The 13738-nt window shown below is 50.0% G+C and carries 11 protein-coding genes; 1 reads left to right on the plus strand and 10 read right to left on the minus strand.

The window, feature by feature from the left end; all coding sequences use genetic code 11:
• Window positions 1-231: 231 nt before the first annotated feature.
• The 7 genes from NTV65_09200 to NTV65_09230 all read right to left on the minus strand — a co-directional run bounded on the left by NTV65_09200 (window position 232) and on the right by NTV65_09230 (window position 11206).
• On the minus strand, window positions 232-723 hold the full coding sequence (locus NTV65_09200; protein ID MCX6115370.1) for a GrpB family protein: 492 nt from the start codon (window positions 721-723) through the stop codon (window positions 232-234).
• Between the two features lie 503 nt (window positions 724-1226).
• The gene (locus tag NTV65_09205) at window positions 1227-3905 is read right to left on the minus strand and encodes a hypothetical protein (protein ID MCX6115371.1); all 2679 of its coding nucleotides are present in this window, start codon (window positions 3903-3905) and stop codon (window positions 1227-1229) included.
• Window positions 3890-5557 (minus strand): ATP-binding cassette domain-containing protein, encoded by a 1668-nt coding sequence (locus NTV65_09210; protein MCX6115372.1) that lies wholly within the window; start codon window positions 5555-5557, stop codon window positions 3890-3892. Before NTV65_09210 ends, NTV65_09205 begins: the two co-directional genes overlap by 16 nt.
• Window positions 5558-5626: 69 nt before the next feature.
• Window positions 5627-7435 (minus strand): ABC transporter ATP-binding protein, encoded by a 1809-nt coding sequence (locus tag NTV65_09215; protein ID MCX6115373.1) that lies wholly within the window; start codon window positions 7433-7435, stop codon window positions 5627-5629.
• 370 nt (window positions 7436-7805) lie between these two features.
• Window positions 7806-8771, minus strand: a complete 966-nt coding sequence (locus NTV65_09220) for a COX15/CtaA family protein (GenBank protein MCX6115374.1) — start codon at window positions 8769-8771, stop codon at window positions 7806-7808.
• 6 nt (window positions 8772-8777) lie between these two features.
• Window positions 8778-10046, minus strand: a complete 1269-nt coding sequence (locus tag NTV65_09225) for an HD domain-containing protein (GenBank protein MCX6115375.1) — start codon at window positions 10044-10046, stop codon at window positions 8778-8780.
• Window positions 10047-10051: 5 nt separating this feature from the next.
• A complete protein-coding gene (locus NTV65_09230; GenBank protein MCX6115376.1) occupies window positions 10052-11206 on the minus strand; it encodes a 3,4-dihydroxy-2-butanone-4-phosphate synthase in 1155 nt (384 codons plus the stop codon).
• Between the two features lie 220 nt (window positions 11207-11426).
• Between NTV65_09230 and NTV65_09235 the strand changes: the two genes are divergently transcribed.
• Window positions 11427-11927 carry a hypothetical protein gene (locus NTV65_09235; protein MCX6115377.1) on the plus strand — a complete coding sequence of 167 codons (501 nt, stop codon included), beginning with the start codon at window positions 11427-11429 and terminating at the stop codon, window positions 11925-11927.
• Between the two features lie 45 nt (window positions 11928-11972).
• On the opposite strand, the gene NTV65_09240 is transcribed toward NTV65_09235, so the two are convergent.
• From NTV65_09240 to NTV65_09250, 3 genes are all read right to left on the minus strand, one after another.
• Window positions 11973-12131 (minus strand): DUF5989 family protein, encoded by a 159-nt coding sequence (locus NTV65_09240; GenBank protein MCX6115378.1) that lies wholly within the window; start codon window positions 12129-12131, stop codon window positions 11973-11975.
• Between the two features lie 74 nt (window positions 12132-12205).
• The gene (locus NTV65_09245) at window positions 12206-12718 is read right to left on the minus strand and encodes a hypothetical protein (protein ID MCX6115379.1); all 513 of its coding nucleotides are present in this window, start codon (window positions 12716-12718) and stop codon (window positions 12206-12208) included.
• 160 nt (window positions 12719-12878) lie between these two features.
• Window positions 12879-13733 (minus strand): phosphodiester glycosidase family protein, encoded by an 855-nt coding sequence (locus tag NTV65_09250; protein MCX6115380.1) that lies wholly within the window; start codon window positions 13731-13733, stop codon window positions 12879-12881.
• Window positions 13734-13738: the final 5 nt, after the last annotated feature.

The following is a 13738-nucleotide window of genomic DNA, read 5'->3' on the forward strand; positions in this document are numbered from 1 at the left end:
TGTTTAATTTGCCGCTTTCAAGAGCTCACATCTCAGAGCTTTCAGATCTTAAACGCCGCCTCTCCAAGGATAGAAAGATCAGGTTCGTCACCAGGAAGAAAAGCCGGTCGAATAATGTAAGATAATGGATGCTTAGTCCCTGCGCTGGAACGTGAACTGCTTCCCGTTACCTGCCCCCGCTTGGGTGGTGGGTAAGTCCCCTGCTTTTTTAACTTAATTTATTGTACCAAATCAACGCTCCTTGAGCGCTATCTCAGAATTCAAATTATCAAAAAAACGTGATTTTTCATGTCTGTATTCATCCATGTCTTTTCCTTCAAATTTTTGTTTTAAAATGTTCAACTCTTCTAAGACATTCGGATGGTTTCTAAGGTAATCTCTTTGAGTAATAAAATAATCTTCTGAACCACCAATAGTTGTTACTTGCACACCAAGATCTCTTAAATCATCTTTAAAACTTGCGAATCCATTAGTCCAATTTTCTGGCTGATTAACCTCATAAATATTCTTGAGTCTTTTGACAGTTTCGTTAAAATCTTCTTTCTTTACACGAACATTGATGTCTAAGTCTCCTTTAGAAATAGAATCTGGTATCGAGGTGCCTCCAATGTGCTGAATGTCTACGCTTGGAATAAACTCCAATAGCCTCTTTTTTTCTGATTCAAAGAGAATGTTTATTTGATCAGCAATATCTGGGGTTTTTATAAATTTAACGATATTCATGAGAATCAATACTATCTACGCTCCTTGAGCGTAATAACCTATCAATATTTTAGAATATTTAGAAAATACGGTTCTTTCCCAAATAGGTGTGGGTGGGAAGCTACTGGATGATAGCATAACTATGCGCGGCAGTTGGAAGAAAAGCCGGTCGATGAATGTAAGATAATGGATGCTGAATCCCTGCGCTGAAGCGGTTCACATTCCCGCGCAGGGGGTTTCCATCTAATGTACCAATACTTATCGGTGAGGAACCCTTAAAACTCCTACGAGTCTTTTGAGCAGCTTGGCGGCCATGCTGTCCAAGCTGGTTTTAAGGGTTAACCTGTATCGGAGCGGGAGCAGGTAACGGGAAGCGGTTCACGTTCCCGCGCAGGGGTTTTCCATCTAATGTACCCACACTTATCGGAGAGGAACCATAAATTCAGGAGTGCGATCCCTTTCGTGGCCGGTTGTATATGGGTACTCCCGGGAGCTACGCCTGATCTAAGCGGTTTTAAGTAGAGCTATGGATTACTAAGCAACCGCTCAAGATGGACCGTCCTGAGGGTCCCGAATGAGGCTGCATTAAGGTCCACGACCGCTACGGTGCTTCTCCAACGGATCGGCAGGACCGTTGTGCTTGGGAAGTAGCGGTTCACTAGGAGCCTTTTTAGGTGCTCCTGCAGCTCAGGCGTAAGGGGGTTGATCTCAAGTAGCGCCAGGACCGCAGCGTAGCGAACTGATGGGGCCCGCTTCTCGCGTAGATTCCAGAGCTTTGAGATGATCGGCACGGCTTGAGCTCCAAGTGCTGCGCCCACACGGCAGGCGCCGACCAGTTTGTCCTGATTATCGCTATTAAGAGCTGGTAGAACTTCATCCAGAACGAGTTGCGGAGGGAGTAAACGGATCACCACAAGGAGGGAATCATAGCGGTCGCGTTGAGCCATCGTATCAATCGTGTTTTTAATAAAATCTTTCCAGTCGTAGCTTGTGTCGTTAAGTAGCGCGAGCGCTCGGATCGCTAGCAACCTTAGCTCTTCGTCGTTCTTGGCGTTTGTGACCACCGTTTGGGTCGCCTTGATTAACTCTGCTGATGAAAGGTCTCTCAGATTTGGCGCGGTAAGAAACTTTAAACGCGACGGCCGAGAACCATGCTCTAGCGCTACCAGCGCAATCTGTGACAGATCTACCGAGCTCATATTTGATCTGAGCGCTGAATCGATCAGCTTTGTTTGAAGCTCATCTGAGATTTTGTGATTACGCAGGGTCTCAGCTATCTGAGCTGGATGGGATAGGACAGATTCTTCGGCTAGCGTTAGCCACTCCCCAGAAAAGGCTTCAGAGGTCTCTGAAAGGCAGATAATAAGGCGCTGTTCTAGCCGATAACGCAGGGCAGGATCTAGCTCCTTTCTATGTAGAAGCGCGTGTAGAGATCCAGTACGGCCATCGAATTGAGAACATCCCTCCCCCATAAGGAAAGAGAGCAGCTCAGTCGTTTCAGATTTTGAAGAGTGTCCATAGGTCTGAAGTAACGAGAGTAGCGCTATCCGAAACTCACCGTTTGAGCGAGGTAGCGACCTCTTTATCATGGGCAGGACGAGCGTTGCCGGTAGGCGAGCAAGCACCCTCTCAGCCCCACGACTAACACCGGGCTGGCCGAGTAGATCGAAAAGGGGTGCGGCTACTTTTTTGGAGAGAGATTTTCTTTTGTAGAGCACCATAAGGACGCGCGAGGTAGTATCTGGGGTACTTGGCTTAAGGAGTTTAAGCAGCTCAGTTTCCCCCTCAATTGAAGTAGAGGAGAATAGGCTTGCTGCGGTGGTATTAAGGTCGGTTGCAAGTGAATTGATAACGAAGGGAGTAAGACGGGCCGTTTCTTTTGAGTATCCCATAGTAGAGATGGTCTCTAGGAGCGCGGCTCTTGTCTCATCTTGAACCTCAGTTGGCATCGATTCCAGCCTCTTAATAATCTGTAGGAGAATTGAAACAGACTCACCCCTACGTTCAGGGAATAGAGCGAGGGCGTGAATCGCCTCTACCTGTTGGGGTTGTTGGGAACGCAGGGCTGTCTCTTTTACTCTGTTTAATAACGATAACTTCTGTTCGCTGTTGAGCAGTTTGACAGCACTTGGGAGTAGTCGCAGCGCCTGCTCCTGCTCAGACGGTAGCGTGGATGATAGGAGCGTAATGACCCGCTTTGCGAAGGATGGTATCGAGCGCACCAGGCACGCCTGTTCTACAGGCTCAAGGCTATTAAGGGTGGTCGCCTGATTAAAAGCGGAGGCAACAGTTGTATCAAGCGTTAATCCATCTAGCAGGAGACAAGCTTTTCCAAGTAGGGGGGCAAAAATTATATTTTTTGAGGGCTCCGCCGCTAAGCGCGCAAACTCTGGGATAAACTGCGCTAAGGCCTGTTTGCTTGGGAACGGTAGATAATTAGCCAGCCGTTGTTGGGCTTGTGGATCGAGTGTAACAAGGAGATCGAGCAGAGTTCTTATACCGCGGCTGCCATCGGGATCTAGCTCCTTGAGAAATGGAGTAATCTTATGTACCTCACCCTCTTCAACGGTTGAGAGGTATTTGGCTATACGTGGTAGTGAGAGTACGACATATTCATGTAGAAAATTTTGCGCTACCAACGGCTTAGCCCCAGGGAGTAGAGCAACAACGGTATCGATCTCCTGATCGGAGGGGTTGATGCCAGCTTTGTGAGCCTGCTCAGCGATCGATGCGGCGGACTCCTCAAGAGTAACCGCTATCTCATCACTGAGATTCTCCTGGCTATAGATCGAGGCAAGTTTAGGTGCAAATGGTAATGCAGTAGCGCCGGCGTTGGAAAATAGCTCTAGTGCACACCGCTTTCCTAGCAATTCACGCTTAGCATCCATAGTTTGCCAGAGGGATCCGGAGATAAGCTCAGGCCCCTTGGCGCTGCCAGGAAGGATTACATCACCGCGATTATTTTGACCGGGTAGGTGCGCAAATGGCTCAGGAGCAGCTGGGGCCTGCGTATTTAGGGTGACAACTCGGGCCAGGAAGTCAAAGAGAGTCCGTTGCTCATCCTGAGATAGTTTAGAGAACTTATCCTTAGCAGCCTCGCAATCCTGGAAGATAATCTCTTCAATCCCACTTGCAGCATAGGATGGAGCAACGCTCAGGGCCGATATGATAGAGAGTAGTAGGGAGATTATTCGTAACGCCATGTTCCATCCCCATGCAATTCGAGTATATGTTCATGGCACCCCTTAAGATCTGTTGGGCTACCGGTGCTGACGTAGCGTTCAACTACGCTTGGCAGAAGGCTATATAGCTCCTCTTCGATCTCACGATCCATCGCCGTAGTAGCTTCGTCTAGAAAAACGATGCGTGGCTTGACAAGTAACATCCGTGCGAATGCTAGACGTTGTTGCTCCCCAGTTCCAAGTACGTTTGGCCAATCAAGGGTGGCATCGAGGCCACCGACACGATCGAACATCTCTCCGAGCCGAACCTTCTTGAGTACGGCGATCAGATCTTTATCTAGAACGGATCGTCTTCTAAGGCCGTATGTAAGTTGGGAGCGTAGAGATCCAAGCACCATGTATGGGCGTTGTGGCAGAAAGAGAGCATCGCGTAGGTCTGGACGAATGACCTGCCCCCTGCCGGCATCCCAGAGGCCCGCGATAACGCGCATAATGGAGCTCTTTCCACTACCGCTCGGACCATAGAGTAACAACGAAGAGCTAGAGAATGAAAAGGTTAGGTTAGTAACTAGTGCTTGCTCACGACGTGGTGTCCAGATCGTAACAGACTTGAACTCAAGCGCAGAGCCGGTTGTAATCTTAATCCGCTCTCCCACTGATACGGGGGCGCTGGCCTGGTCGAGGGCCTCTGAGAATGAGCCTAGACGGTTAATAACGGCGGCGAAGACACTTAGGTTGCCGAAGTGAATAACAACGATAGAGAGCGCATTGATGACGACACCAAAAGCAGCGGCAGCTTGAATGACCGCGCCGAATTCGATCTGCCCGTTAAAGAAAAGGGGCGCAACTAACACGGTCGGCAGAATGATTAGGATATAGTTATATCCGGTGGTAAAAAACTGCAGATTCCGGTTCCATTTGATGACCTCCAGGAGGTTGTTAAGAGCCTCTTTGAGGCGCTGACGGGTTCGTATGAACTCACGCGGCTCGCGACCATAGAAGGCGATCGATTCCGCGCTATCCCTGACATTGATTAGTTTATAGCGGTAGTCGGCCTCTTTCTTAAGTTGGGCAAAATTGAGCACTATCAACGGTCGCCCAAGGTAGTACGTTACTATAGAGCCGACTATCGAATAGCCGAGCGCCGCAACAAAGAGTAGCCATGAGATCGACCAGAGCACGTATACGTAGAGAAAGATTTGGACGGTTGAGTTGAAAAGGATTAAGCAGAACATAAGGCTCTGCGCGCAGAAGGAGCGCACATCCCCCTCGATACGTTGGTCAGGATTATCGATATCACCCAGTATGTTAAGCTTATAGTAGGCGCGTTCTGAGAAGTATCGCGCCAGAAAGCGGTGGCTTAACCAACGACGCCACAAGAGGCCCAACCGCTGCTCCATGTATGAATAGTACACGATGATCGGCGTTGTAATAATAAAGGCCCCGATATAGTGCAGCAACTTCCAGTAAAATAGATCTGTATTCTTGGTCTGAAGCGCGGTCATGAAATCACGACCGATATAACTCATGATCACGCCGATACCGTTTGTGGTGAGCGAGAGCCCCAGCAGCAGAGCAACAAGGCCGGTCGCCTTCCAGCGCATCTCGGAGCGAAAAAATGGAGTTGCTAGTGAGATGAACCTGCGAATAACGGTGCGATCAATATGCGTCATTCGTCACCTCGCAGAGACTACTGCTCAGAAGGTAGGTGGTCGGTGTTGCTAGCGTGAGTGGGTGATTCATCAGCTTTGAACGCTCTCCCCACTTACAATCGTTCGCTCATAATCAGCCCAAGCTGCCGAGAAACCGCGACCTGCTGCGCGTAGCTCAGGAAAGGTTCCGATCTCCTCGATGCGGCCATCTCGTACATAGATAACCTTATCAAAAAGGGGCACTAAGGAGAGGCGATGGCACGCCATCATAACGGTTAATTTGCCAAACTCATGTAAGATCCCAGCGAAGATCTGTTTTTCCGTAAGGGGATCAAGGCTTGAAGTAGGCTCGTCAAGGAGTAATAGATCCTTGCCTGGCACGCGCAGAATTCCTCGCGCTAGTGAGAGGCGCTGACGCTCCCCGACGGAGATGTTTAAGCCGGCCTCCTCGAGGATGCTATCCCAGCCGTGTGGTAATTTCTGCAGGAGGTGGTCTATGCGACAGATCTCAAGGGCTCTTTGTAGCTGCTCGGTAGTAAAGTGTTCGCCGAAACTCAGGTTAAAATATAGACTTTCAGAGAAGATCTCAGGTTCCTGCGGAACGAGGATGCTGACTCCAGCAAGGTCCTCAATTGAGAAGATCGCTCCATCTGGAGTTGTTACCAACCCATGCTGAATCGAGAGCATGCCTGCCATGACCTTAAGTAGTGTAGACTTTCCGCCACCACTTGGGCCAACCAGCGCTATCTTTTCACCTTTGCTAATCGCCAACGAAATTCCGTCCAGGTTTGCAACATCACCACCGTATGAGAAGGAGATGTCGCGCATGGTCAGGCTTGACCAGTTTTTCGGCAGGGTGCTGGCGCGAGCTGGGATCGTGAGATCGCCAGATTCTGTAATAACTGAAGAGGCATCGTCATAGGCGATCGCAGCTTCTATAATTCCTCCGTAATAGCCCGTAAATGAGCCGATCGCTGCCCAGATGCGGTCAAGATAATTAAGGAGAACGTAGGCCGTAGCGATATCGAAGGTGGTGCCAAGAGCTCTTTGGTTATTGAGATAAATAAATAGAGAGACCCCCATTACGAGGCTATAGCCGATGGCAATGGTGCCCCATTTTAGCTCTTGGTACTTCCAGATCTTTTGACTTAAGTTTAGACCCTCCTCACGTTGAGCTTTCAGATAGCCAACGGCTGGAGTTTCGAGATGAAGTGTTTTAACTGTGATAATATTAGAGAGGTAATCAACGCTGGTGCGATTTAGGCGATCGTTAAAGCGGTTGTTTCTGCGGATATTCTTTGTGAGTCTGGCGTTAAATAGGATCATCACAACTATCGTAACGAATCCCATCAAGATAACGGTGATAGCGACCTCGAAATCAAGCACGAAGATTAACATCGCAACGACGACGAACTTCATAACGCCATCGATAATCTGCCAGGTATAGTTTGCGATCACCGATTCAACCGCCCCGACTGAACGATTAAGGCGACTTAGATTCTCTCCGGTATGGTGATAGACATGCCACTTAAGGGGAAACCGTATCAGGGCACTAAAGACCTCTTCGAGCTTCCTGAATCGGCTTGTGTAGGCTGTCAGGCCTTTAAGGTAGCTACCGTAGTGATGGGAGAGGGCGTAGGCCATCTTGAGACCAACGAATAACCAGATGCCGCGCATCGCAGTTGCTAAGGACTCTGGAGATAACCCACCAGTTACGACGGCCTGCAGGATCTCTCCGATTGCCCAGGGCACCATCAGGTCGAGGCTGTACGCGATGATAAACAGTAAGATAAAGGCAAAAAATCTGGTGCGATCGCCAAGGGTAGATTCCCAGGTAGCGATGGTCAGCCGCTTAATGGAATGAGATACAGAGGGGGTAGTGGGGTTGTGGCGGTTCATACGCTATAGCTCCTCCCAAAAAAAGCACCACACAATATCATGTGGCAATTTTTTTGGTTTGAAGAGCTATAGTTGTTGTTTCGTCGCTCATCCGCGCGACAATGGCGCGGTTTCTCCGGACAAAGATATGTTACAGATTTAATCGCACGCGCCATATGAATAAAAAGGGAGCTTAAAAAGTTGTGCGACTATAGCAAAACAGAGCGGCAGTGTCTTGCGGCTTAAACGTCACCTAACGTTACGCTGTTACTAGCTTTTATACCATTTTGATGCTTCCTCTGCTCAATAAGTACCCCCGTAACACCGTAGTGGTGGGATTGATCAAGGGATGCCTACGACTCGGTTTGATCTGAGAGAAAGATGTTTGTTTTTAGCGCGTTTGTGACCCAAATGGGGGCCCAAATGAGGGTGTAGGACGGTAGGTATGAAAGAGAGCCAACGAGGCTACGATTACCAGTACGTTAGCCATTACGAGGTGGGTAATTTTAAGCCAGGCTGGCGCTAGTAGGAGTAACGTAGCTGTTCCTATCAGAATAGCGGTGTAGGTGGTGTATCCGAGGCGATTGAACCAGAGGCGAGCTTGCTGTGATGGGGCGGCGGCCTTAATGCTTGAGATAAAGTATGGCACTACGAGCAGAAGAGAGAGCGCTAATATGGGATGCAGGATCCTTAAACGCAGAGCAGGATGTGCCGTAGGTGCTAGATCTTTTCTCAGTCCTAAGATGAGCGAGAGTGAGGGAAAGAGGTGCGAGGCGAGAGCTGCGATAGCGCCACTCGTCATTAAAAGTAGCAGGGCGATAATTGCTAAGACCCCAAGTTTTTTAAGCTCTGAACTGATAGGGCGACGAGCTCGATCGCCGTAGCGAAAGCTCTCTGCTGCCATAACGGCGCAGAAAAGAAGGAACGAGGTATTGATCAGATGTAGCGGCATTACAAGCATCCGTACAATCTCAGTACTTTCATCTACTAGCTTCATTGTAACGAGCTGTCTTCCGATCAAGGCCTCGGTCAGGGTAAATACGAGTACCAATATTGACCATAGGCGTGCAGGGTGTCCGCGCGAAAAAATACAGCGTGAGCAGATAATTAGCGCTAGCACCAAGAGGCCGTAGAGCGCTGTCGAGTAGCGGTGCGAAATCTCTATCCAGGTTTTAATCGGAGCGTTCAATGGTACGGCCTGCCCGTTACAGAGCGGCCAGTCTTCACCACACCCAGCACCCGATCCAGAGATACGCACCCAGGCCCCCCACGCAACAACCACCACAGTGTAGATAACGAGCAACCAGGCGAAGTAGTAACTGCGCGAGTAAGGTGTTATTTGAGGGAGATCTTTCATATAATCCTAACGTACATGCCCGAGCAGCGCCTTGGCCTCTTTAGGTAGAGCAATCCAGGCACGTTTTGAGATACGCGCATCGGAGACCATCGCCTGAAACATTGGATCGGCATCACTTAGGGTAATGACCTGGCCATCATCGAGTTGTACCAACATCGATTGGCGGGTGTCTCCGGAATGCACATCGGCGGTGGTAATAGTATGCAGATAGTAGCGTGAATCTAAGCCGAGTTTTTCGAGGCAGGCGCGTGCTTCGACAAGTAGCGCCTCCATGTTGGTGTGGCTAGTACATCTAATGGTCTTAAAGAGACGACGGTGCAGGAGGCGCTCGCTTAGATCCTTAAGTATAGCATCAGAGCCCTGAGACCAGCGACAGAGATGGTAGCGCCACCACGATTCACGCATCTGAAAGATAGTATCGGCTCGCAGCTCTGCTACTGTTTTGGCGGCAAGCACCTGTTGCATGATATCATCTGCAAACTCAAGGGTCGGTCCAAGATCGCGCGCCCTTTGAACGATAGCTTGGTTTATTACATCGGCTGCCAGCAGTACACGGTGCTGATAGATCTGCCGGTACATGGCGTGGCGTGAGACCATAAAGTGCATCATTGCATCGAGACGGTTCTCCATCAGGGCGAGCTGCTTGTCGGCTGTAATAACGATCGAATCAACTAAGGCGGCTATATTATACTTGCCGTAGCTGACCCCGGCCAGGACGCTATCAACCGTTGACCAGTTACCTCGGTCAACGTTCCAACCACCACCTGAGATTATCTGCCAGGACCAGGCCGGCACATCCTCCGACTCGCTTAATATAGAGATGACCTTTGAGCGCAGATCTGGAGCGAACGAATCTAGCAGAGCTCCGATTTCAGGGTCCTGCTTTAGGACAAGCTCGCCCAGGGCTTCATGCTCATCGGGTTGACATGGAAACCAGGTCTTAAAGGCCGTATGAGAGCCGGGGGCTATGTGGCCAACGTCGTGAAGTAAAGCGGCGACTAAGATCGCCGCTTTATACAGCTCTACGTCTTTTGGGTAGCGCGAAGCAAGTTTTTCAAGAACCAACTTTGCTAGATATGCAACTCCCAGACAGTGACCGAAACGTGAATGCTCCGAGAACATATAGACTAGGCGTGTATTGGCCGTTTGACTAATGTCGCGTAACCTTTGAAACCAGCACGTATCGATCAGATTAAGGATTAATCTCTCAGCGGGATCCTCTGGTGAAAATGATACCGAGGGGTGCACTACATCTGCGAAGGTTATATCGTTCATACGGGCTACCTTTTATCTGAATCTATCTCAGGAACAGGACGCTGAGAAACTACGGTTATTCCGAAGCTTGTTAAACCTGCTAGCAAACGCGAGCTGGAGGAGAGCACCTCTATCTTTGAGATCCCGAGGTCTCGTAAGATCTGCGCACCAACTCCGTATTCTCGCATCATATTGGCTGAACGTTGATCGGAGCCACTATTTGAGAGGGTCTGCACCTGTCCGCTTTTATCGTTAAGGAAGGGACGCCTAAGGTAGAGCAAAACACCGCAACCCCGTTCATTAATAGCGCTTAGAGAGCGGTGCAGCAAGGTTCTAGAGGAGGGTGCTCCAGCACTATCGCCACCACCAAAAACATCTGTAACGGTGCTCTCAACCTGCACCCTAACGAGAACCGGATTAGCCTCGGTAACATCTCCCTTGACCAGGGCGATATGTTCAACATCGTGTATGCGCGAACGGTAGACGATAGCGCGCAGCTCTCCAGCCTGAGTTGTGGGGAGCAGCGCCTCAGCGGCGCGCGTTATAAGGGGCTCCTTATTAAGTCGGTATTCGATCAGATCGGTTAGCGTTATGATGGGGAGTTGCTCACGGTATGCAAGAGCCGGAACTTCAGAAAGTGGGAGCAGATCGCCGCGCGCGTCAAGAAGATCCATAAAGAGAGCGGCATCGGTATAGCCAGACATTGTGACTAGATCAAGCGCCCCTTCTGCGATAGCGCTCTTAACTAAAACGCCGCCTTCGCGAGCTTCAACCGGAAAGATGTGCCCCGGTTTCACGAGGTCACGGGGTTGAGGATCTTTGCCTCCAAGCACCCGCAACGTTGCAGCTCTATCTGCTGCGCTGATACCGGTTGAGATCCCGTGTCGTGCCTCAACTGAGGTGTAGAGCGCAAGCCCACCCTGATTTTGAAGAACGGGTAGGGGTGAGGGGAGAGCAGGTCGCGCCATCGATTGAAGCATAAACGCGCTGGCTCGCTCAGATGATAACGAGACAAAGGTAAGTCCAGCGCTCAACGTTATGGCACGATTAACCACGCTAGGTGAGATCTCATATGCTGGAGCGATCAGAGCTGAACGTGGGGTTGGGGTTCCTGTATCGTCTATAAGGATTCCAAGACTGGTTGCCTTAAATTGCTCTAAAAACTGGGGGAGTAGCGACATGGTTCGATTACACCAAACTTTGCCCCTACTGTCACGGGCAGGGTGGCCCCACTAAAACCAACAGATATGGGAATAAATGATATGGCTAACTACCTGAATAGTATGAGGCAAAGTCGGCTTTGAGATAGTGTTTAAGGTTTCCACCAAAGGGGTCGAAGATATTCTTAGGCCAAGGAAGTCCTCACCAAGTAGTTCTAGTAGTTCAGGATGTGGTGTAAACATGGAAACAGAAGTAGTTGAAGTTGATCTCTCCAGTCAGGAAGGATTGGAGCTAGCGATAATTAGGGCGCGGCGTACAGCGTTCGTTGCCCGTTTTATAGTTCTGCGAGAATCAAAACGAACCAGAGCGCACCGCGCCATCGAGTTGATGGAGTGGGGGAACTTTACAACGGTAGAGGAGCTCGCAACCCGATTCCGCGCAGCCTTTGTCGCAAACGGGGACAATATGGTGCCCGTTGATCGCGATCTACGGCGCGCATTCGCGCACTCTCATCGCTCCCTTAAGTTCTTTGTCACAGAGTATTCGCTGCGGTCGACGCGCGACTTTATTGAGGCGTTAGAGGATTACGAGCGCTCAAATGAGCTTCTTTTTGGATTGGAGGATCAGCCCAAGCCGGGTGGTTGGCGGTTGCCACAAGAGCTAAGAAAGTTAAAGCAGGCTAAGGGCGTGATTCCTACCAAGAGGGGCGCCAAGAAAGATGGCGCGTCGCAGCGGCAGTAGGGGGAACATTTAGTTATTGGATGCGCTGATTTCGCGATGATCTTATTAGAACAACGCGTAGATAAAGGGCGATAGCGCCGAACCCTGCGTAGTTACTAGCAGTAGTCCTACTAGCAGAAACACTACCACCATTGGAACTAGCCACCACGCTTTTCTCTCGATCAGAAGCTGAAAGATCTGACGAATTGTATCTGTCCTACTCATCTCTATCCTATCGGTGTGGTTCAAGTTTGCTATAACACTCGCCCTGCAGAGAAGCTGTCCTAGCGCTCCGGCGACTACGCGGCAACCCTGCCCTCAAGCTCATCGTGCAACGGCTCAGGCGAGAGCTCCTTAACAATCTTATCAACTTCTTCGATTAGAGACCCGATCGCGTATGCCCAAACATACTGCCCAGCTTTATTGCCAGTTAGAACCTCGGCGATCTCGCTCTTTTCCTGAATGCGGTGTTTGATAAAAAGCTGCTTACTATCTGTAAGAAGAACCATATCGCTTGGATTTTTGTGAAGCTTCGGGAGACGCTTTCTTAGGTAGTCGATACCACGACGGAAGCGATTTACCGGAAGACCCTCACGCTTCATGCGGAAGAGCCAGCACAGAAGTATTAGATCCGGATACGAGTACCTGGGACGGCCACGACTTTTGGTCTTGCCGGAGGTCGGTACAAGATTAGTGCGTGCGTAGTAATTCAACAGGGCTAGACCGATCTTCTCGTTTCCACCGGTTAGCGTGCGCAGGATCCCCTGCACCTGTTTACCCGTGAATTCCCTGTCTAAAATGTGAACACTCATCCTCTGGCTCCTGAACAGCCGGTTACAACTTTATACTGCGAAAGTTACTACAAGCATCTTTAAGTAACGGTACAGCGCAGCTCGGGTTGGTGTCAATCTGGATTGTGCAGCGCAAGGGGGCTTTGCCGTGAAAATGCGAGCAAAGATGCTGAATAAGCTATTAAGGAGAGGTAGTTGCAGTAGCTGGCAGGGCCGAAATAATGGGAAATAATCCAAGCGCAATTGGAACCTCGTCTCGACCTGCAAAGTTTTCCTCACGAACCGCGCCCGCATGCCCCGGAATCTCACCAGCGAGATAGAGCTGAGAGGAGCCGCCCCCGTCAAGGTTTAAGGCATCGAGGCATTCAACAGCAGGGCTTAAGAGCAGATTTTGCAATAGCGGAAGCGATGAGCCAAATACCCCTGCGGTAACACGGTACAGCACAATTCGACCCTTGCTATCTAGGCATACGCCCGAGAGATTAGTTCTAAATGAGGACTCCTTAAGACCAGGGACTATCTGACCCTGAGAGATCAGGCGTGGCCCCGCCTGTGCTGCTTCAACAACCCCATTGATTGAAAAGGTATCGCGGTGAGTAATGCCGACCCCCTTAGAGGTAGCAAAGAGGATCCCGGTTAACGTCCCACCTCCGCGGTGAGCCTTCTGGTGAATTATCCCTCGACTGATTACGACCCCAAGGGCTTTGCCCTGTTCGTCAAAGAAGTTTGAATTTATACAGACTGAGGCCCCTGCAGCTCGGCAGAGAGAACGAATTGTGGCGTGCTTCCAGCCGTACTCCGAGGCCCGAATCGTCTGTAGATTAAAGCGTTGCAAGGCAGATCTAACCAGGACTATCGAGGCTGAAAAAACTGAGTCCTGATTAAGCTTTCCTGTTGCTTGTTCAAGATCGTCCCCGATCTTTTCCCATGCAAGCTGCGGGGCCTCTGCTCGGAGAAGAGATGGCAGTGCGCAAAATACCAGAGATATACAGCAGATGAGCCAAGATATCGCTCGAACTGCATGTATCATAAACATAAAGA

The sequence above is a fragment of the Pseudomonadota bacterium genome, from assembly GCA_026390555.1.
In the GTDB taxonomy this organism is placed as follows: Bacteria; Bdellovibrionota_C; UBA2361; order UBA2361; family OMII01; genus OMII01.

Excerpts from the sequence above, each read along its gene's own strand:
- NTV65_09225 (MCX6115375.1), bottom strand. The coding sequence starts at position 10,046 with ATGAACGATATAACCTTCGCAGATGTAGTGCACCCCTCGGTATCATTT.
- NTV65_09200 (MCX6115370.1), bottom strand. The coding sequence starts at position 723 with ATGAATATCGTTAAATTTATAAAAACCCCAGATATTGCTGATCAAATA.
- NTV65_09245 (MCX6115379.1), bottom strand. The coding sequence starts at position 12,718 with ATGAGTGTTCACATTTTAGACAGGGAATTCACGGGTAAACAGGTGCAG.
- NTV65_09250 (MCX6115380.1), bottom strand. The coding sequence starts at position 13,733 with ATGTTTATGATACATGCAGTTCGAGCGATATCTTGGCTCATCTGCTGT.
- NTV65_09210 (MCX6115372.1), bottom strand. The coding sequence starts at position 5,557 with ATGACGCATATTGATCGCACCGTTATTCGCAGGTTCATCTCACTAGCA.
- NTV65_09230 (MCX6115376.1), bottom strand. The coding sequence starts at position 11,206 with ATGTCGCTACTCCCCCAGTTTTTAGAGCAATTTAAGGCAACCAGTCTT.
- NTV65_09205 (MCX6115371.1), bottom strand. The coding sequence starts at position 3,905 with ATGGCGTTACGAATAATCTCCCTACTACTCTCTATCATATCGGCCCTG.
- NTV65_09215 (MCX6115373.1), bottom strand. The coding sequence starts at position 7,435 with ATGAACCGCCACAACCCCACTACCCCCTCTGTATCTCATTCCATTAAG.
- NTV65_09220 (MCX6115374.1), bottom strand. The coding sequence starts at position 8,771 with ATGAAAGATCTCCCTCAAATAACACCTTACTCGCGCAGTTACTACTTC.
- NTV65_09240 (MCX6115378.1), bottom strand. The coding sequence starts at position 12,131 with ATGAGTAGGACAGATACAATTCGTCAGATCTTTCAGCTTCTGATCGAG.
- NTV65_09235 (MCX6115377.1), top strand. The coding sequence starts at position 11,427 with ATGGAAACAGAAGTAGTTGAAGTTGATCTCTCCAGTCAGGAAGGATTG.